This is a genomic window from Flavobacteriales bacterium (assembly GCA_016712535.1).
In the GTDB taxonomy this organism is placed as follows: domain Bacteria; phylum Bacteroidota; class Bacteroidia; order Flavobacteriales_F; family PHOS-HE28; genus PHOS-HE28.
This window is the reverse complement of the sequence record JADJQW010000004.1, coordinates 202,803-220,891: the sequence shown is the minus strand read 5'-3', so window position 1 is coordinate 220,891 and position 18,089 is coordinate 202,803. Positions and strand designations below refer to the sequence as shown.

Here is an 18,089-nt window from a genome sequence, read left to right as displayed (position 1 = left end):
CTCAAGCGATGCGTGTCACGCGCCCGTTCTTCAGTTCGTAGCGCTGACCGCTCTCCGGGCATACGGCCTCGCTGCCCTCACCGAATTTCAGCTTGTGCCCGAACTCGCTCATCCAACCGGTCTGTCGAGCGGGATTGCCCACCACCAGCGCGTAGTCCGGAACCTCCCTCGTCACCACCGCGCCTGCGCCGATGAAGGCGTAGCGGCCGATGTCGTGCCCGCAGACGATGGTGGCATTGGCCCCGATGGAAGCGCCCTTCTTCACAAGCGTGCGAAGGTATTGGTCCCTCCGGGCCACGGCGCTGCGCGGATTGATGACGTTGGTGAACACGCACGAAGGGCCGAGGAAGACATCGTCCTCGCACTCCACGCCCGTGTAGATGCTCACGTTGTTCTGCACCTTCACGTTGTTGCCCAGCTTCACCTGCGGGCTCACCACGACGTTCTGGCCGATGTTGCAGCGCTCACCGATCACGCAGCCTGGCATGAGGTGCGAGAAGTGCCAGATGCGCGTGCCCTCTCCGATGGAGCAGCCCTCGTCGACGATGGCGGTGGGGTGGGCGGTGTAGGGCATGGCGAAGGGGCCGCGAATGTACCGAAGGGAGTGGGACGACAGCGGCTAGACAGCCGAGGCTGGCCATACACGTCTATTCGCTAGTTTCACAAACCCATGAAGGCAAATCTCATTTCTCTGGTCGCCGCATTCGCGGTTAGCTCGGGTGCATCGGCGCAGCAGTGGCTGGCGCCGGGAGCGTGTTGGGACTTGGTTGGTGAGCACATTGGACAAACGCTTTACCGGTATCGCTACGTTGGCGACACGGTCCTTGGCGGATATGAGGCCCAAGCGGTACACTATACACTGCAGGATATCACGTTGCAAGGGCCTGTATCGCCGGTGTTCATGCAGTTCTATCGTATGGAAGGCTCGGCCGTAATGTCCATCTGTGGTGGCCTGTTTTGCCCGCCCGATGCAGTCTGGGATACGCTTCTTTGGTTGGGTTCGCCCGGTGATCGGTGGATGGGGGATGATGTTGATCCCGTTTGCTATCCGCTTGGCGTGATAGAGATCCAGGATACGGGCCACGTGATCATCCAAGGGCTATCGTTACGAACGTGGGACATTGCGTACCTCGATGAGAATGGTGTTCCAATTCCTGAATCAGCGCTACCGAATTTCGGAGACTCGCTCGGGATCATCGAGCGCGTGAGGTGGAACCTGTCTCCGCCGCCTCAACCCTGTGAAGGCCCTATAATTGACTACTTCTGGTTCACGCGCACCCACTACTCGGATGTGGACATCAGCCTACCGGAGGGAAGTACCTGCGATATCATCACGAGCGCTTCCGAGCGATCGGACTTCCAGCTATTCGCTGTTGTACCAAACCCTTGCACCGATCACTTCATTCTCAACAACACCACGCCCATCACAATCGCAGTTCGCGATGCGCTTGGGAGAATCCTTCAATCCGAACTACGGCTGGATCCGCGCGAGCCGGTAAGCACGGAGGAATGGCCGAGCGGGACCTATTTCGTGAGCGTCACCGGCCCACATGGCTCGCATCATGTCCTCCGCTGGGTGAAGCAGTAGCCCTACTTCCTCACATACCCCTCGAAGCTGAAGTGCTCCTTCTCGTTGAGCTCTTCCTTCGTCAGTGACTTGAAGTAGTCGTAGGTGATCTTCAGGCCTTCTGCGCGGGCCACTTTCGGCTCCCAGCCGAGCAGCTTGCGCGCCAGCGTGATGTCCGGCTGGCGCTGCATGGGGTCATCCTGCGGCAGCGGCTTGTACACCACTTTCTGCGTGGTGCCGGTGAGCTTGATGATCTCCTCGGCGAACTGCGCGATGGTGATCTCGCTGGGATTGCCCACGTTCACCGGACCGGCGTAATCGCTCAGAAGAAGCCGATAGATGCCTTCGACCAGGTCCTCGACGTAGCAGAAGCTGCGCGTCTGCGAGCCATCGCCGAACACGGTGAGGTCCTCGCCGCGCAGGGCCTGTCCGATGAAGGCGGGCAGCACGCGACCGTCGTTGAGGCGCATGCGCGGACCATAGGTGTTGAAGATGCGCACGATGCGCGTCTCCAGCCCGTGGTAGGTGTGGTAGGCCATGGTGATGGCCTCCTGGAAGCGCTTCGCTTCGTCGTACACGCCGCGCGGGCCGATGGGATTCACGTGGCCCCAGTAGCTCTCCGTTTGCGGATGCACCTGCGGATCGCCGTACACCTCACTGGTGCTGGCCACGAGGATGCGCGCGCCCTTCGCCTTCGCCAAGCCAAGCAGGTTGTGCGTGCCCAATGAACCCACCTTCAGGGTCTGGATGGGGATCTTCAGGTAATCGATCGGCGAGGCCGGTGAAGCGAAGTGCAAAATGTACTTCAGCTCGCCGGGCACGTGCACGAACTTGGAGACGTCGTGGTTGTAGAACTCGAATTGCTCCAGCTTGAAGAGGTGCTCGATGTTCTTGAGCCGCCCGGTGATGAGGTTGTCCATGCCGATGACATGGTAGCCCTCCTTGATGAAGCGATCGCAGAGGTGCGAGCCGAGGAAGCCAGCAGCACCGGTGATGAGGACTCTTTCTCGTGGCATGATCGGGTGATTAGATGATCAGTGAATCAGAAAATGGATTCGCACTCTTCCGCTGATCATCTGATTGCCTGACCATCTGATCTTCTTGATCGGCGTTCAGGCATTCGCCTTCACCGGCACGTTCACAGGCTGGCGACCCACGATCACGTACTGGAATCCGAGCTTCTCCATCTCGTCCAAGTCGTAAAGGTTGCGGCCATCGAAGATCACCTTCTCCTTGAGCAGCTCACCCAGGCGCTTGAAATCCGGCGTGCGGAAGAGCGCCCATTCGGTGGCGATGATCAGCGCGTCGGCGCCCTTCAGCGCTTCGTACTCATCCTTCGCGAAGCTCATCTTATCGCCCTTCAGCTTCTTCACGTTGGCCATGGCCTCGGGGTCGAAGGCGGTGACGGTGGCTCCCGCGGCAACGAGCTCATCGATCACATACAGTGCCGGTGCTTCGCGGATGTCGTCGGTATCGGGCTTGAAGGCGAGGCCCCAGAGGGCGAAGTGCTTGCCGGTGAGGTCGCCGAAGTGCTTCTTGATCTTGGGGATGATCGAGGTCTTCTGGTCCTCGTTCACTTCCATCACGGCCTTGATGATCTGGAACTCGTATCCGGCGTCGTTGCCGCTCTTCGCGAGGGCCTGCACATCCTTGGGGAAGCAGCTGCCTCCGTATCCGATTCCGGGGAAGAGGAAGCGCTTGCCGATCCGGCTGTCCGTGCCGATGCCGATGCGCACCTTGTCCACGTCGGCGCCTACGCGCTCGCAGAAGTTCGCGATCTCGTTCATGAACGTGATCTTGGTGGCGAGGAAGGCGTTGGCGGCGTACTTGGTGAGCTCGGCGCTGCGCTCGTCCATGAATATGATGGGGTTGCCCTGGCGCACGAAGGGCTTGTAGAGGTCCTCCATCACCTTCTGTGCGCGGGGGCTGCTGGTGCCCACCACCACGCGGTCGGGCTTCAGGAAATCATCGACGGCGAATCCTTCGCGCAGGAACTCCGGATTGCTCACCACATCGAACAGGTCCTCCTTGGCGTGCTTGGCCAGCGCGGCATGCACTTTCTCCGAAGTGCCCACGGGCACGGTGCTCTTGTCCACGATCACCTTGTAGTCGGCGATGATCTTCCCCAGGTCATCGGCCACGCCCAGAACATACTTCAGGTCGGCACTGCCGTCTTCGCCGGGCGGCGTCGGTAATGCGAGGAAGATGATCTGCGCGTCCTTGATCGCGCTGGCCAGGTCGGTGGTGAAGTGCAGGCGGCCCTGGCGGATGTTGCGCTCGAAGAGCACATCGAGGTGCGGCTCGTAGATGGGCACTTTGCCTTCTTTCATCATCTGCACCTTGCTGGCGTCGATGTCCACGCAGATCACGTGGTTGCCGGTCTCGGCGAAGCAGGTTCCTGTGACGAGGCCTACGTATCCTGTTCCTACTACTGCGATGTTCATTCCGTCCTTGGAGGTTGATGGTTGAAGGTTTGGCGGTTGGGGGTTGCAGGCAGGCGAACTGCTGACTGCCCCTGCCTACTGCCTACTTCCATTCTGAAAGAAAGCCTTAACGGCTGAGGTGATGTGCGCCAGCTGCTGCTCGTCGAGCTCCGTGCTCATGGGCAGTGAGAGCACTTCATGGGTGATGGATTCGGTCACGGGCAATGATCCTTCCGCGAAGCGGGCGGTCTTGTACGCGTTCTGCAGGTGGCAGGGTACGGGGTAATAGATCATGGCGGGCACGCCGTGCTTCTCGAGGTGCTCTTTCAGCGCGTCCCGCTTGCCACCGGACACCTTCAGCGTATATTGGTGGAACACATGTGAACTGCGCTTGCTCCGCTCCGGGATGCTGAGTCCAGGGATGCCCGAGAACGCGGCATCGTAAGCGGAGGCAGCGCGGTTGCGCGCCGCTGCATACGCATCAAGCCGACGCAGCTTGATCCGAAGGATGGCGGCCTGCATGCTGTCCAATCGGCTGTTCACGCCCACCACCTCGTGGTAGTAGCGCACGTCGCTTCCGTGATTGCACACGCGGCGGACCTTCTTCGCCAGCTCGTCGTCGTTGGTGAAGATGGCCCCGCCATCGCCGTAGCAGCCCAGGTTCTTGCTCGGGAAGAAGCTGGTGGTGCCGATATGGCCGATGGTACCGGCCCTCCTCTTCGATCCGTCGCTGAAGGCGTAGTCGCTGCCGATCGCCTGGCAGTTGTCCTCGATCACGGAAAGGCCGTGCTCCTTGGCGATGGCCATGATCGGCTCCATGTCGGCGCTTTGCCCGAAGAGGTGCACGGGCACGATGGCCTTCGTCCTCGGCGTGATCTTGCGCTTGATGTCTTCTGGGTCGATGTTGAAGGTGCCGGGCTGCACATCGGCGAACACGGGCGTGAGGCCCAGGAGGCCGATCACCTCTACCGTGGCCACGAAGGTGAACGAAGCGGTGATCACTTCATCGCCGGGCTTCAGGCCCAGCGCCATCATGGCGATCTGCAGCGCATCGGTGCCGTTGGCGCAGCCGACCACGTGCTTGGCGCCGAGGAAGGCCGAAAGCTCCCTCTCAAGGTCCTTCACCTCAGGGCCGTTGATGAAGGCGGCCGTCTCCATCACGCGCAGCACTGCGGCATCCACCTCCCCTTTGATGGCGTGGTACTGGCTCACCAGATCCACCATCTGGATCGGCTTCATCGGGGTCTTGGTCTGCATGCGTGCCGGGTTCGGTGAAAGCGGCGCCGAAGATAGAGCGCGACCGTTGCGAGCAACGCCGCGCGAACAAGCGCCCGCCCCGGTCCGCGCTACTTTCGCCGCACGCTACCCGGCGCCTCCCGACGCATGCGCATCCTCCTGCTCCAATTGGTACTCCTGCACGCCGCAGCTCGCGCTCAGGAGCTGAAGAGCATCCACCAAGCGGCCATCCCCTTGGTCAGCGTGCAAGTGGGCTATGCGCACCAATGGCCAGGCGGCGACCTGGCCTTGCGCTTCCGCGATAACAGCAATCTGGGACTTGCCGTTTGGCGCAAGGGCGAATCGAATTGGCTGATCGGGGTCGAAGGCAGTTTCCTCTTCGGCAACAAGGTGGTCGAGCCGGGCATACTGGGCAATGTGATCAACAGTGCCGGGCAAGTGGTTGACCAGGATGGCATCATGGCCGATGTGTTCCTGCTGCAGCGCGGCTGGACGGTCTTCGGTGTTGCCGGAAAGCTCCTGCCGGTGATCGGTCCCAACCCCAATAGCGGCCTGGTGCTGAAAGCAGGCGTCGGCTACATGCGCCATAAGGTGCGGGTGCAGACGCAGAAGAACGTTGTGCCGCAGCTCGAGGACGACTATCTCGAAGGCTATGACCGCCTCACCGCCGGGCCCGCCGCGCTGGGCTACCTGGGCTACCAGCACTTCGGCAAGCGGCGCTTCGTGAACTACCACATCGGTGCGGAGGTCATGGCCGGGTTCACGCAGCCGCTGCGCGCTTTCAACTTCGACACGGAGCAGGCCGACAGTGGAGATCGCTTCGACCTGCTCACCGGGATCCGCGCCGGACTGAGCCTGCCCATTTACCGCAAGCCCGACGAGAAGTTCCGCTATTGAATGGCCACCCTCCTCCATCTGGGCGTTGGGCTCTATCATCTCCTGATCCGCGCAGCGGCGCTCTTCTCGCCGAAGGCAAAGGCTTGGGTCAATGGCCGGAAAGGCATTTGGGATCGCCTTTCAGCGAAACGCGATGCGCTTCAAGGTTGCATCTGGATGCACTGCGCGAGCGTGGGTGAATTCGAGCAAGGGCTGCCGGTGCTCGAGGCCCTGAGGCGCGATCGGCCCAAAGCTCCGGTTCTGATCACCTTCTTCAGCCCAAGCGGCCACCAAGCGCGTAAGAGCCTTTCATGGGCCACGCATGTCGAGTATCTCCCAGCGGATGGACGACGGAACGCGGAACGATTCGTTCAGCTGGTGCGGCCGAGCCTTGTGCTCTGGGTGAAGTACGAGTTCTGGCCGAGCTGGCTCATGGGCCTTCGATCGAAGTCCATTCCAATATTCTTGATCTCAGGGATCTTCAGGCAAGAGCAGGCCTTCTTCCGCTGGTACGGCTCAGCGCACCGGTCAATGCTGCGCTGTTTCACCCGCCTCTTCGTGCAGGATGAGAGGTCGAGGGCCCTGCTCCATCGGATCGGGGTCGACGACGTCACCGTAAGCGGTGATACAAGGTTCGACCGCGTGGATGAGATCGCACGAGAAGGCGCGCGCTTGCCGATCGGACAAGCCTTCCACCGCGCCATGGATGCGCCTGTGCTGATCGCAGGCAGCACCTGGCCTGCGGATGAGGCCGTGATCGCGGATGCGCTGCGCGGCATGCCCAATGCCCCGCGATTGATGATTGCCCCGCATGAGCCATCGGCTGCTGCCTTGCGCAGCATCGAGCAGCGCTTGCCGCGCCCCGTGGTGCGCTGGAGCGAACTGGAGGCGGTGCTGAACGGCGCCTCGGCGGAGCGATCGCAGGCCGTGCCGCCGGATGAGGACCCGCTCTTCGCGCGCACCCTGCTCGTCGACCGGATGGGCATGCTTGCGCGCTTGTACCAGCACGCCGACATCGCCTATGTGGGAGGCGGGTTCAGCGATGGCATACACAGCATCCTCGAAGCGGCGGCCTGGGGCAAACCGGTGGTCTTCGGGCCGCGCCACACCAAGTTCGCCGAGGCTGCGGGCCTGATCGAAGCGGGCGGCGGCTTCGAGGTGATCAACGCGGAGCAGCTGCGCGCAGTGCTCACGCGGCTGCTGGCGGACCGTTCAGCGCGCGATGCAGCGGCGGCCGCGGCGCTCGGTTATGTGCGCGACCGCGTGGGCGCCACAGGGCGCATCATGAGCGGCATCGGTGCGGCCTGATCACTTCTTCACATCCTTCGAGAGATCGATGCGCACTGGCAGGTAGCGCGCAACGCCCATGGCATCGGCGCCGAAGGCCAGGTACTGGTCCTTACCGCTCCGCACCAAGTCCCAGCCGCCGATGAAGTCGCGGGCGACATCGCCCCGGAGCACCACTTTCGTACGGAAGCCTCCCTTGTCGTCGAAGAAGGCATAGACCGAATTGGGCTTGCCGGGATCCTTCGGGCTGATTCGTTCCTTGAGCTTGCGCTGCTCGGCCAACTCGTCGCTGTCAATCAGGAAAAGGTACAGCTGCTTATCGAACACCGTGGCCAGCAGCTTTCCGGTGACCGCGCTTCCGGTGATGGCCCAGCGCCGGTAAAGCGTGCTCCATTGCTGGTTCCAATCCTTATCGAGGCTGCGGGCCAGCACGGGGCCATGGTAGTAGGTGCGGCGCGCCCGGCGCGTCTCGCCATCGATGCGTGAGACCGTGAAGCCCACCTCATTCACGATGTACCAGCCGCCATCGCCGCGCTCGAGCAGGTCAACCACGTCGGTGACCCAGTCGAGGCGCTTCTCCGACTTCTTCTTCTTCCCTTCCTCATCATCATCGTCCTCCGCCACCTCGCTCGCTTCGTTGCGCTCGGAGATCTCCTCGTCGCTGAGGGGCTCGCCGGTGAAGGGCAGCCAGCGCGCAGGCAGGCTGCCGGTGCTATCAGGCTCCATGGTGGCGATGAAGTTGCCTTCGAGCTTTCCGCTGCCTTCGCCATTGGTGGCGTAGATGCCCGCCCAAACGATGCCCTTGCCGAAATCGCGCAGGATGCCGCCGGTGGGCTGGGAGCCATCGGGCAGCCCAACCGGCATCGGGGCGATGTCACCCGCATCGAACCGATAGAGCACGGTCTCATAGGTGAATGCTCCGCCACCATACGGTCGGCCCTTCGCGCGGAAGCGCAGGAGCGCATAACCCACGCCTTTCGAATCGATCGCGGCATCGAGAAGCTCCGTGCGCTCGGCCCGGGCATCGATGCGGAGCACATGCTGCCAAACCGCATTCATCTGCCGGTCAACGGCAGTAAGGAGCCGAAACGCGCCGCCATCCGGATCCACCATGTGGGGCCCGCAGATCACCAGGTGGCTCGAGTCATGCGCGGCGAAGGCGCGAAAGCGGTCCCGGGTCAGGGTCCCGGGCTTCACCACGGTTGTGTTGAACACCTTGGCTTGCACGGGAAAGGAGCAGATGGGGTCGAACGAAGGCGGCGGCTTGGTGAGGTGCGGATCGAGGTACTGGTAAAAGAGGGAGACGTCCTCGTCGCGGCGGTTGCGAGCGATCATCACCGGCTTGCCGTTGTACCACACGAGGTCGTCAAGGAAGAGCTGCTCCTGGCCCATCCGTTTCATGGCAGGCTCCATGCTGCGCTCGTGGATGAGCTTCTCGTAATCGTACACATCGATTCGGGGACCTTTCTTGACATGGCTCCGCGCGTCGAACTCCGGGCTCCGCATCACCATCACCGCTGTCGGGCTGCTGCGGAATACCGATTGCGGCATCATCACGGCATCGGATTTCTGCTCCGGGGCGAGGCGCACGCGCACCTTCACTTTGTCCTCGGGCTTGGTCTGGGCAAGGGCTGCGGCAGGCAGCATCAGCAAGGCCATCAGCAGGCCGGTCAAGGATCGATTCATCACCAGGTCTTTTGCGTGGGGCGTGAAAGTAGGGCGCCGCCTTCGGCCAGCACCGTGCCAAGGGTCAGCGCAGCTTGGGATTGCCGGTATGCCGATGCGCATCCCGCGCGGCCTTCTGGGCCATGCGGCGCTCCCATGCCGCCTGAAGATCGGTGCCCGTCTGGTTCGCGAGGCAGAGCACCACGAAAAGCACATCGGCCAGCTCCTCACCAAGGTCCCTGGCCCTATCGCTCTCCTTCTCGCTTTGCTCCCCAAAGCGACGGGCCATGATGCGGGCCACCTCCCCCACCTCCTCCGTGAGCATGGCCATATTGGTGAGCGGGTCGAAATAGCGCACGCCGTGGGCCGCGATCCACGCATCCACCTCATCCGCAAGGCGTCTTACAGGGGGCTTGCTCCTTAAATCAGAAACCCTAGCTTCGCTTTCCATGATCGGCCGATTTTTCAACAAAGGTGTGTGGCTTGCCGTGAATCAGGCGCTGCGTGTCCTTGCTGTCGGGCTATTGCTGCTCGGGGTCAACGAGCACGCCGTCGCGCAAGACCTTGTGCAAGCAGCGGTTGACGGATTGCAGGATGGCGAGCACGCGCGCTCGGCAAGCCAGCTCATTCAGCAGCAACCCGAGGTGCTCATGGCGCGCTTCGATGTCCGCACGCGCAACATGATGCTCCATGTGACGGAAAGCGCCTCAATCACCCGGAATCAGATCAACGCGTTGCTCGCGCCATTGGGTTTGCAGGTCCGCTGCTACAGCCGCGGCGCAGCGCGTGATACCCCGTTCCGGCATGTGAATGCAGAAGAATGCGGCGATCCATTGCCGCTTGACCGATGATGAGCAAGCGCCATAGCCAGCTCCTTGCACCAGGCATATTCCCCGGCATGCGGGCGATGATGCTGATTGGGGCCCTGTTCGGCGCTTCTGCGGGCTGGTCACAGTGCACCAACCTAACCGCCTTCGGCACAGTAACGGCTCCAACGAACAGCACGGCGCTCACTATCAGCACCTGCACCTTCCAGTCCGAGTACAATACGGTCAGCGGAATCGTGGCGGGCGCGACCTATACGGTGACCAGTTCGTGCGGGGGCTACATCACGATCCGTCGTGGCACCTATAACGGGGCGTTGGTGGCCAACGGCAACTCGCCGGTGAGCTTCACCGCACCTGTGGCCGGGACCTACTACTTGCATTTCAACACCAATGCGGCTTGCGGCACAGCTTCGATCTGTTGCACCACCACCATCACCTGCACCTCCTGCGGGGCTGGCGGAGGAGGATGCCTGAACACGGTTGCCTTCGGTGCGGCAGCAGCGCCTACCAACAATACGCCGCTCACGATCAACACCTGCACCTACCAGAGCGAGTACAACACGATCACGGGCATAGCGGCCGGGGCCACATATACCATCACGAATTCGTGCGGCGGCTACATCACTGTCAGGCAGGGCTCCTACAACGGCCCGGTGGTGTCCCAAGGCACCTCATCGCTCACTTTCACTGCCACGGTTGCCGGCACCTATTATATCCACTACAACACCAGCGCGGCATGTGGCACTGCATCCATTTGCTGCACCACAAGCATCACCTGCACCTCGTGCACCGGTGCTCCTCCGCCCGGCACCTGCACGGCAGTGAACATCCCGAGCCTTCCCGTCACAGGGCAACCGGTGATCTGCCATCCCTCGAACCTGATCACCGCAGCGAACGTCACCAGCCTCTGCGGCACGGGCAGCACATTGTACTTAGGCGGCAATGAGGCGCTCTACACGGTAACGCCGACGACCACCGGGAGCTATGTGATCAATTACACCGGGCAGTCGTGGAGCTCGATCTGGGTCTTCAGCGGGAACTGCCCGGCCGCTGGAGGCCTTTGCCAAGGATCGGTGAGCGGAGTCGGGGCCAGTCAATCGCTCTCACTCACATTGACCGCAGGTGTGCAGTACTGGATCCTCTTCGACACTTGGCCTTCGCCGCCGAGTCCCTGCCCCGGCACCTTCAGCATCACCACTTCCAATGTCCCCCCCCCAGCCGTGGCGAGCGATTGCAACCAAGCGGTGAACATCTGCACGAACATCAATTTCCAGATTGACCCGAATGGCTTTGGCAGCACGAATGAGATTCCAGCCTTGGGCTCCCTAGGCAACCCGGACTTTCTGGTGGACGGCGCACTCAGCCCTTGGGGCACTGACCATTGGGGCTGCCTACGGGCCGGCGAACTGAACAGTACCTGGATGGTGATCAACGTGCTCACGGGCGGCTCGCTCACCTTCACATTCGGTGGCTTGGGCACGCAATCCGGCTTCTACGATTGGATCATGTACCCATACGGCTTGGGCACATGCGCACAGGTGGCAGGGAATCTGGTCCCTCCGGTCCGCTGCAATTGGAATGGTGTGTCCTACGGCGGAACCGGCCTTGCGGCTCCACCCCCAGCTGGTGGCGACCCGACGAACTACGAGCCGCCGCTGAACGTGGCTTCACAGACGCAATGGCTGATCTGCTTCAGCAACTGGAGCTCGGTGACCACGGCAGTGCCCTTGCAGTTCGGCGGCACCGCGGTGGTCAGCTGCACCACGCTTCCGGTGGAATTGCTGCTCTTCGATGCGCAAGCGCAGGCCACCGCCGTGGCGCTCGAATGGGTGACAGCGAGTGAATCGAACTCCTCGCGCTTCATCGTGGAGCGCACAAGCGACGGCGAAGCTTGGAGCGAGCTGTCGACCATGCCCGCCGCTGGCATGTCGAACAGCCCGCGCGTGTACAAGACGGAGGACCGGGCGCCGATCATGGGCATTGCGTACTACCGACTCCGCATGCTTGACCTCGATGGCAGCGAGGTCCTTTCCCAGGTGCGCTCCGTGCGCTTCGTCCCTAGCGCCCGAGCAGTGCCGAATCCGGCGACTGGGCCTTTCACGGTAAACGGGGTGGGTGCTGACCAACGCGTGCAGCTCTTCGATGCCATGGGGCGCGAGGTGCCCATTTCCATGGTCCGCGGGGATCACGATCGGGCCACGGTCGACCCGCTCGGTGCGCCCCCTGGCGTGTACCAGCTCCGGATCGCCGGAGATCACGCCACCACGATCCGCGTGGCGCTTGAGCGCTGAGCGCTATTCCTTCAACTTGCTATCGATGATGATGGTCACCGGCCCATCGTTCACCAGGCCCACTTCCATCATCGCGCCGAATTCCCCGCTCTGAACGCGACGGCCCAGCATCTCGGCGAAGCGCTGCTTCGCGCGCAGGTACAACGGCATGGACTCCTCCGGCCGCGCCGCTCGGATGTAACTGGGCCGATTGCCTTTGGCCGTGCTGGCGTGCAGGGTGAATTGGCTCACCATGAGCAATTCGCCATGCGCCTGGGCGATGTCGAGGTTCATCACGCCATGGGTATCGGGGAACACGCGCATGCGGATGATCTTGCCGCAGAGCCATTCGAGGTCGGCTTCCGAATCGCCGGTCTCGATGCCGAGCAGCACGAGCAATCCTGAGGCGATACGAGCGTGCTCGCGCCCGTCGATGCGCACGCTGGCGCTGCTCACGCGTTGGATCACAGCGCGCATATCAGTAGCCGTTCTTCTCGAACCAGGCTTTCACCCGGGCATGTTTCTCGGCGTCGGTGCCCTTGCCCTGGATGGCGTCTCGCCAGGTGCCGTACATGGGATTAGGCAGCAGGATGAAGTACTGCGAGAGGCTGTCGTGCAGGTCCTTCAACTGGTCCAATCCGTTGTTCACGCTGCGGTCCTTGAAGCGCTCATCGAAATCGCGCAGCTGATCGCCCACGAGCAGCAGCACCTGGTGCGATGCCTTCACGCGTGCGCGGCGCTCAGTCTTGTCACTCGTTCCCTCCATGAGCAGCAAGTGCTTCTCATCGGCATCCGGGAAGCCAAGGTCCTGCAGGTTCTTCAACGTGCTGGCCTTCTCGCGGATGTCGCGGTTGGTGATGTAGAAGACCTCGCATCCGGCAGACTTGGCGTATTGCAAGAAGCCAAGTGCTCCGGGGCTCGCCTTCGCGGAGGCCTTGTCCGTCCACTCGCGCCATGCGGATTGATCGAAGGTCCGGTCATGCTTGATCGCGCTTACCTGGTACGGACTGTTGTCGAGCACGGTCTCATCGATATCAACGATGACAGCCAACGGGCGCCGGTCCCATTCCATGCTGTCCACCATCTGCTTATCCGCGTCGATGGCCGCGAGGCTCGACTCCAATTTCCAAGTCGCGTGATCATAGCCCTGCACGTACAGCCAATGCGCCTCCGCGGAGGCATGCTGCCAGATCACCGCATCGGTTCCCTGCTGTGCGAGCAAGGACTCGTGATTCGTCGATGCGCCTATCGGCTTCCGGCCGGAGCAGGAAATCAGCGCCGTGAATGGAACAGCTGCTGAAAGCAGGAGCCACGGGTTCAAGTGCGCATTCATGGCGATCGTTGTTCAATCCAAGCGGTACGTGCTCTCGTCATCCACGCCTTCGAGCATGTCAAGGTAACTGCGGTAGCGGCTCGGCGCGATGGTTCCTTCTTCGACCGCTTTGCGCACGGCGCAGCCCGGCTCCTCCTTGTGCTTGCAGTCGTTGAAGCGGCAATCGCCCTTGCGCTTGAACATCTCGGGGAACTGGTCCCCGATGTGGTGCTCCTCCAGATCAACGAGGCCGAAGCCCTTGATGCCCGGTGTATCGATGACGTAGGAGGCCGCATGACCCCCGAGATGCAGCTCGTGCATCTCCGCGAAAGTGGTGGTATGCACGCCCTTGCCGCTTGCCTCGCTCACCTCGAGGGTGAAGAGGTCGAGCGCGGGGTCGATGGCGTTAATCAAGGTGCTCTTGCCCACGCCGCTGTGACCGCTGATGAGCGTGACCTTGCCGGCGAGCAGCTCCTTCAATTCATCGATGCCCGTGCCCTCGATGGCCGAGGTGATGATGGTGCGGTAGCCGGCGCCTTCGTAAACCTCTTGGTACTCTGCGAGCAGGTCGAGCTCCTCTTCGGCCTGAAGGTCGTCAACCTTGTTGAATGCGATGACCGTGGGCACCTGGTAGGTCTCCGCTGTGACGAGGAACCGATCGATGAAGCCGAAGCTGGTGCGCGGCCTGGCAATCGCGACCATGAGCAGCGCCAGGTCGAGGTTGGCGGCGATCACATGCTTGTGGTGGCTCAGGTTCACGCTGCGGCGCACGAGGTAGTTGCGGCGGTCGTGCAGGTCGGTGATGGTGCCGGGGTGCTCGGCCTCGCGCGAAGGCTCAAAGGTGATGCGGTCGCCGACAGCAAGCGGGTTGGTGCTGTTCCACCCTTTGATGCGCAGCTGACCGCGTGCCACGCACGCATGGCGACTGCCGTCGTCCGCGCGGACGAGGTAGCGGCTGCCGGTGCTGCGGAGGACCAATCCAAAAGGCATCGTGCAAAGAAAGGCCGGGGCAAGGGGCGGCGGTAGCTTCGAGGCTGGCCCACCTTTGGGCCGCTCCATGACCACGCGCTCGCTGCTGCTCCTGCTGCTCATCGCTTCGCACAGCGCGCAGGGGCAGCTGCTCGACAGCATCGGCCATTTCCTGCAGGAACCGCCCAGGTTCGTGGCACGGCTCGATGTGCGCGGCGGCTTCATCAGCAACCGCAGCGTGCGGTTCGTCGGGGTGAAGGCCGGCATCGATCATGGCAAGCGATTTCAGTACGGCCTGGGCTACTCCTTGCTCTTTCCCTCGGAGGCGCGCGATGCGCAAGTGGGAAACCGCACGGTAAGCGGGTTCCTGCGCATGGGTTATGCGGCTCCCTATGTGGACTACGCCTTCTATCAGCGCGGCCATTGGGAAGCGCGCATACCCGTGCAGCTCGGCTTCGGCGCCGGCTCGCTGAGCTACCGCGATGCCGAGGGGAGGCGCCGCACCATCGGACGCACAGGGCTCATCCTGTACGAGCCGGCCATGACCGTGCAGTACCGCTTCCTCCGCTACTTCGCGCTGGGCGCGGGCTGGGGCTTCCGCCTGGTGATCCAGACCGGCGATGACCTGGGCGAAAAGCTCACCGCACCGGTGTACCTCTTCGGCCTGCGCGTGTTCCTTGGAGACATGTGGCGCGATGTGCGCGGCGCGCAGGAATAAGCGCGACTACCTTCGCCGCCACCATGGCCGAGGGCTTCGACCTGCGCAGTGAGCAGCGCTCCGCTTCCGACAAGGAGCTGGAGCAAGTGCTGCGTCCGCGGCGCTTCGAGGAGTTCGCCGGGCAGAAGGCCGTGACCGACAACCTGAAGGTCTTCGTGCAGGCGGCCAAGCAGCGCGGAGAAGCGTTGGACCATGTGCTGCTGCATGGTCCGCCCGGCTTGGGCAAGACCACGCTCGCCAACATCATCGCACAGGAGATGGGCGTGGGCATCCGCATCACCAGCGGACCGGTGCTCGACAAGCCCGCCGACCTCGCCGGGCTGCTCACCAACCTGGAGCCGCACGATGTGCTCTTCATCGACGAGATCCACCGGCTCACGCCCGTGATCGAGGAGTACCTGTACAGCGCCATGGAGGACTACCGCATCGACCTGGTGATCGATGCAGGGCCGAACGCGCGCACGGTGCAGATAGCGCTGAACCCCTTCACGCTCGTGGGCGCCACCACGCGCAGCGGCCTGCTCACCGCGCCGCTGCGGGCGCGCTTCGGCATCAATAGCCGCCTCGATTATTACGACAGCGCCACGCTCAAAGGGATCATCAAACGAAGCGCGGGCCTGCTCCATGTTCCCATCGTGGATGATGCGGCCGAAGAAATCTCCAGGCGCAGCCGCGGCACGCCGCGCATCGCCAATGCCTTGCTGCGCCGCGTGCGCGATTTCGCGCAGATCCAGAGCGACGGCACCATCGAGCTGCCCATCGCGCAGCACGCGCTCAAAGCACTGAACGTGGATGCGCACGGCCTCGATGAGATGGACAACCGCATCCTCGGCGCGATCATCGACAAGTTCAGCGGTGGCCCGGTGGGCCTGAATACGGTGGCCACGGCCGTGGGCGAAGAGGCCGGCACCATCGAGGAAGTGTACGAGCCCTTCTTGATCATGGAGGGCTACCTGCAGCGCACACCGCGGGGCAGACAGGCCACCGAGCGCGCGTACCGCCACTTGGGCCGCGTGCCCAGCACCAAGCCGGGGAGCTTGTTCGAATAGAGGGGCATCGCCGCGCACTTCACTCCTTGTGGGCATTGCCGGCCCGCTCAAGCGCGGTCACCTTTGGCTCAACAAATACCGGAAGCCATGCGCCGCTCATTCAACCTCACCGCCGCTCTGGTTGCATTCTCATTCCTGATGGTTCAAGCGCCGGCACTCGCCGGGACCGGGCGTGAGAAACCCGTGGAAGTGGTCTTCACCGGCTGGCTCCGGGCAGAGGACCGCAATGTGAATGACCTCGTTCTCGTGGTGGAGACGGTCGAGAGCTGCCTCTACGCGGAGGTACTGCCCAGCGGGCGCTTCATCGTGACCGTTCCTGTGGGTTCGCAAGTGAAGCTCGCCTTCATCAAGCCAGGCCATCTCACGAAGGAAATCGAGCTCGATACCCGTCATAGCATGTCCAATCGCAAAGCGGCCCGCGCCAACCGCAACGTGAAGTTCGATGTGGTTCTGGAAGCCGAGAGCAAGCGGCCCGGCAGGAATTACGATGGCCCCGTCGGCACTCTGGGTTTCCATAAAGGAACGGGCACCACCAAGGTGCGGCATACCTTGAACGTGGTGGCCGCAGATCACGTGAGCAAGGCTCGTTGAAGGAAAGACCATTATCCGGCCCGGCTACTTTCGCCGGGCCATGGCCACCGCTACCCCTCAGCAGAACCCCGTGGCCACGAAGAGGAGCGAAGAGCTCCTCTTCGTATTTGCCGTGGTGATTTCCATGGCGGCACTTGTGTTCCGCAGGCCGGACGCGTTCAGCATGCCCTGGTTCTACGGCGAGGAAGGGCGCGACTTCTTCGCGGATGCATTCAACACGGGATGGGCTTCGCTCTTCAACACGGCTAACGGGTACTTCCATCTGTATCCGAGGCTCATCGCCAACCTGGGCGCAGGGCTCGGCGTGCCGGTGGAGCGCATGCCGTGGGTGAACCTCATCGCCGCGCTGCTCATCTACTTCGCCGTTTGGCGAACCGCTTGGAAGCGCATCCCGGGCTCGCTCGCAGCACGCTTCTTCGCCGTGGCAGCGATCACGCTGGTTCCGCTCGGCAATGAGATCTGGATGAACCAGACCAATCTGCAATGGCCGCTCTCCCTGCTGATCGTGCTCTGCCTGTGCGGAAGAAGACCTCGGCCAACGCGCGTGAGCACGGTCGTGGAACTCGTGGTGCTCTGCTTCGCATGCTTCACGGGACCCTATGCGCTGGTACTTGCGCCCTTGGCCGCCTGGAGCGCATGGGCGCGTTGGCGGGAGCGCAACGAGAAAGGCCATGAAGCGCTCGCGGCACCGGCAATGGTGCTCGCAGCGGCGGTGATCGTCTCGCTATCGCTCAATAGCCATGGAAGCGTGCAGCGCACGGATGGCGTGCTCAATCCTCTCAATCCGGGCTTCGTGCAAGCCGCGTTCTTCCAGCTCTGGTTCGCTGTGATTGGCAAAGGCATTCACACGGCGTCCTTCGGAGCGCAATGCGCAGGGCTCGCCGTCGGGATTGCCTCGCTGATCGCGTTGTGGCGCAGGGCATCCGGACCAAGCGCGTTCACCCGGATGGCGCTCTTCGCGGCTGGTCTTCAGTTCACAGCGGTGCTGGTGAGCTACCGGGGCCAGCCAGAGTTCCTTTCGCCGTATTACGCCGGCATCCGGAATTTCTACTTGCCAACCGTGCTGATCGCGTGGGCCGCGCTTTCCGCATTCGGAATGAAGGGCATGCGCTCTGCAGCCTTGGCAGCAACGCTCATGCTGTGGTGGTGCGCACAGACCGCCTTCTTCGTCGGGCCGCAGCGCTATCGGGAAACGCCGATTCCCGTTGACCTCACGCCACTCGACCGCGGCGAGGCCGTTGAAGTGCCGATCGATCCGCAGGGCTGGACCATGCGGTTGGAATCGCGTCCATGAAGCGG

At 62.6% G+C, this 18,089-nt stretch carries 18 protein-coding genes; 9 read left to right on the top strand and 9 right to left on the bottom strand.

Annotated elements, in window-relative coordinates; translation table 11 throughout:
* Position 1 precedes the first annotated feature (1 nt).
* The gene (locus tag IPK70_15430) at positions 2 to 574 is read right to left on the bottom strand and encodes an N-acetyltransferase (GenBank protein MBK8228551.1); all 573 of its coding nucleotides are present in this window, start codon (positions 572 to 574) and stop codon (positions 2 to 4) included.
* Between the two features lie 96 nt (positions 575 to 670).
* Between IPK70_15430 and IPK70_15425 the strand changes: the two genes are divergently transcribed.
* Positions 671 to 1,588, top strand: coding sequence for a T9SS type A sorting domain-containing protein (locus tag IPK70_15425; GenBank protein ID MBK8228550.1), 918 nt, complete (start codon positions 671 to 673; stop codon positions 1,586 to 1,588).
* A 2-nt stretch (positions 1,589 to 1,590) separates the two neighbouring features.
* Here IPK70_15425 and IPK70_15420 read toward each other — a convergent pair whose 3' ends face one another.
* From IPK70_15420 to IPK70_15410, 3 genes are all read right to left on the bottom strand, one after another.
* Positions 1,591 to 2,583, bottom strand: a complete 993-nt coding sequence (locus IPK70_15420) for an SDR family oxidoreductase (protein ID MBK8228549.1) — start codon at positions 2,581 to 2,583, stop codon at positions 1,591 to 1,593.
* A 96-nt stretch (positions 2,584 to 2,679) separates the two neighbouring features.
* Complete coding sequence (locus tag IPK70_15415) at positions 2,680 to 4,011, bottom strand: UDP-glucose/GDP-mannose dehydrogenase family protein (protein MBK8228548.1); 1,332 nt, start codon at positions 4,009 to 4,011, stop codon at positions 2,680 to 2,682.
* A 75-nt stretch (positions 4,012 to 4,086) separates the two neighbouring features.
* Entirely contained in the window at positions 4,087 to 5,229 is a 1,143-nt protein-coding gene (locus IPK70_15410) for a DegT/DnrJ/EryC1/StrS family aminotransferase (protein ID MBK8228547.1), read from the bottom strand.
* A 144-nt stretch (positions 5,230 to 5,373) separates the two neighbouring features.
* On the opposite strand from IPK70_15410, the gene IPK70_15405 reads away from it, so the two are divergent.
* Together IPK70_15405 and IPK70_15400 are read left to right on the top strand one after the other, a co-directional pair.
* Entirely contained in the window at positions 5,374 to 6,123 is a 750-nt protein-coding gene (locus IPK70_15405; protein ID MBK8228546.1) for a hypothetical protein, read from the top strand.
* Positions 6,124 to 7,410 carry a 3-deoxy-D-manno-octulosonic acid transferase gene (locus tag IPK70_15400; protein ID MBK8228545.1) on the top strand — a complete coding sequence of 429 codons (1,287 nt, stop codon included), beginning with the start codon at positions 6,124 to 6,126 and terminating at the stop codon, positions 7,408 to 7,410.
* Here IPK70_15400 and IPK70_15395 read toward each other — a convergent pair whose 3' ends face one another.
* Both IPK70_15395 and IPK70_15390 read right to left on the bottom strand, forming a co-directional pair.
* Positions 7,411 to 9,075 carry a hypothetical protein gene (locus tag IPK70_15395; GenBank protein MBK8228544.1) on the bottom strand — a complete coding sequence of 555 codons (1,665 nt, stop codon included), beginning with the start codon at positions 9,073 to 9,075 and terminating at the stop codon, positions 7,411 to 7,413. It abuts the gene before it with no gap.
* 64 nt (positions 9,076 to 9,139) lie between these two features.
* Complete coding sequence (locus tag IPK70_15390; GenBank protein MBK8228543.1) at positions 9,140 to 9,505, bottom strand: nucleotide pyrophosphohydrolase; 366 nt, start codon at positions 9,503 to 9,505, stop codon at positions 9,140 to 9,142.
* On the opposite strand from IPK70_15390, the gene IPK70_15385 reads away from it, so the two are divergent.
* Positions 9,504 to 9,905: a hypothetical protein gene (locus IPK70_15385; GenBank protein MBK8228542.1), complete on the top strand. Its 402-nt coding sequence runs from the start codon at positions 9,504 to 9,506 to the stop codon at positions 9,903 to 9,905. The two genes, IPK70_15390 and IPK70_15385, sit on opposite strands and share 2 nt — an antisense overlap.
* Complete coding sequence (locus IPK70_15380; protein MBK8228541.1) at positions 9,902 to 12,172, top strand: T9SS type A sorting domain-containing protein; 2,271 nt, start codon at positions 9,902 to 9,904, stop codon at positions 12,170 to 12,172. Before IPK70_15385 ends, IPK70_15380 begins: the two co-directional genes overlap by 4 nt.
* Before the next feature lie 3 nt (positions 12,173 to 12,175).
* Here the strand turns inward: IPK70_15380 and IPK70_15375 are convergent, their stop codons facing one another.
* From IPK70_15375 to rsgA, 3 genes are read right to left on the bottom strand one after another with little or no spacing between them, the layout of a single operon-like run.
* Positions 12,176 to 12,628 (bottom strand): D-tyrosyl-tRNA(Tyr) deacylase, encoded by a 453-nt coding sequence (locus tag IPK70_15375; GenBank protein MBK8228540.1) that lies wholly within the window; start codon positions 12,626 to 12,628, stop codon positions 12,176 to 12,178.
* 1 nt (position 12,629) lies between these two features.
* A complete protein-coding gene (locus tag IPK70_15370) occupies positions 12,630 to 13,484 on the bottom strand; it encodes a 5'-nucleotidase, lipoprotein e(P4) family (GenBank protein ID MBK8228539.1) in 855 nt (284 codons plus the stop codon).
* Between the two features lie 12 nt (positions 13,485 to 13,496).
* Positions 13,497 to 14,453, bottom strand: coding sequence for a ribosome small subunit-dependent GTPase A (rsgA, locus tag IPK70_15365; protein MBK8228538.1), 957 nt, complete (start codon positions 14,451 to 14,453; stop codon positions 13,497 to 13,499).
* A 67-nt stretch (positions 14,454 to 14,520) separates the two neighbouring features.
* Here rsgA and IPK70_15360 point away from each other — a divergent pair, with 67 nt between their 5' ends.
* The 4 genes from IPK70_15360 (at position 14,521) to IPK70_15345 (ending at position 18,084) form a co-directional block, all read left to right on the top strand.
* Entirely contained in the window at positions 14,521 to 15,150 is a 630-nt protein-coding gene (locus IPK70_15360) for a hypothetical protein (GenBank protein ID MBK8228537.1), read from the top strand.
* 23 nt (positions 15,151 to 15,173) lie between these two features.
* The gene (ruvB, locus tag IPK70_15355) at positions 15,174 to 16,199 is read left to right on the top strand and encodes a Holliday junction branch migration DNA helicase RuvB (GenBank protein MBK8228536.1); all 1,026 of its coding nucleotides are present in this window, start codon (positions 15,174 to 15,176) and stop codon (positions 16,197 to 16,199) included.
* Between the two features lie 87 nt (positions 16,200 to 16,286).
* A complete protein-coding gene (locus IPK70_15350) occupies positions 16,287 to 16,790 on the top strand; it encodes a hypothetical protein (GenBank protein MBK8228535.1) in 504 nt (167 codons plus the stop codon).
* Positions 16,791 to 16,830: 40 nt separating this feature from the next.
* On the top strand, positions 16,831 to 18,084 hold the full coding sequence (locus tag IPK70_15345) for a hypothetical protein (GenBank protein MBK8228534.1): 1,254 nt from the start codon (positions 16,831 to 16,833) through the stop codon (positions 18,082 to 18,084).
* Positions 18,085 to 18,089 lie beyond the last annotated feature (5 nt).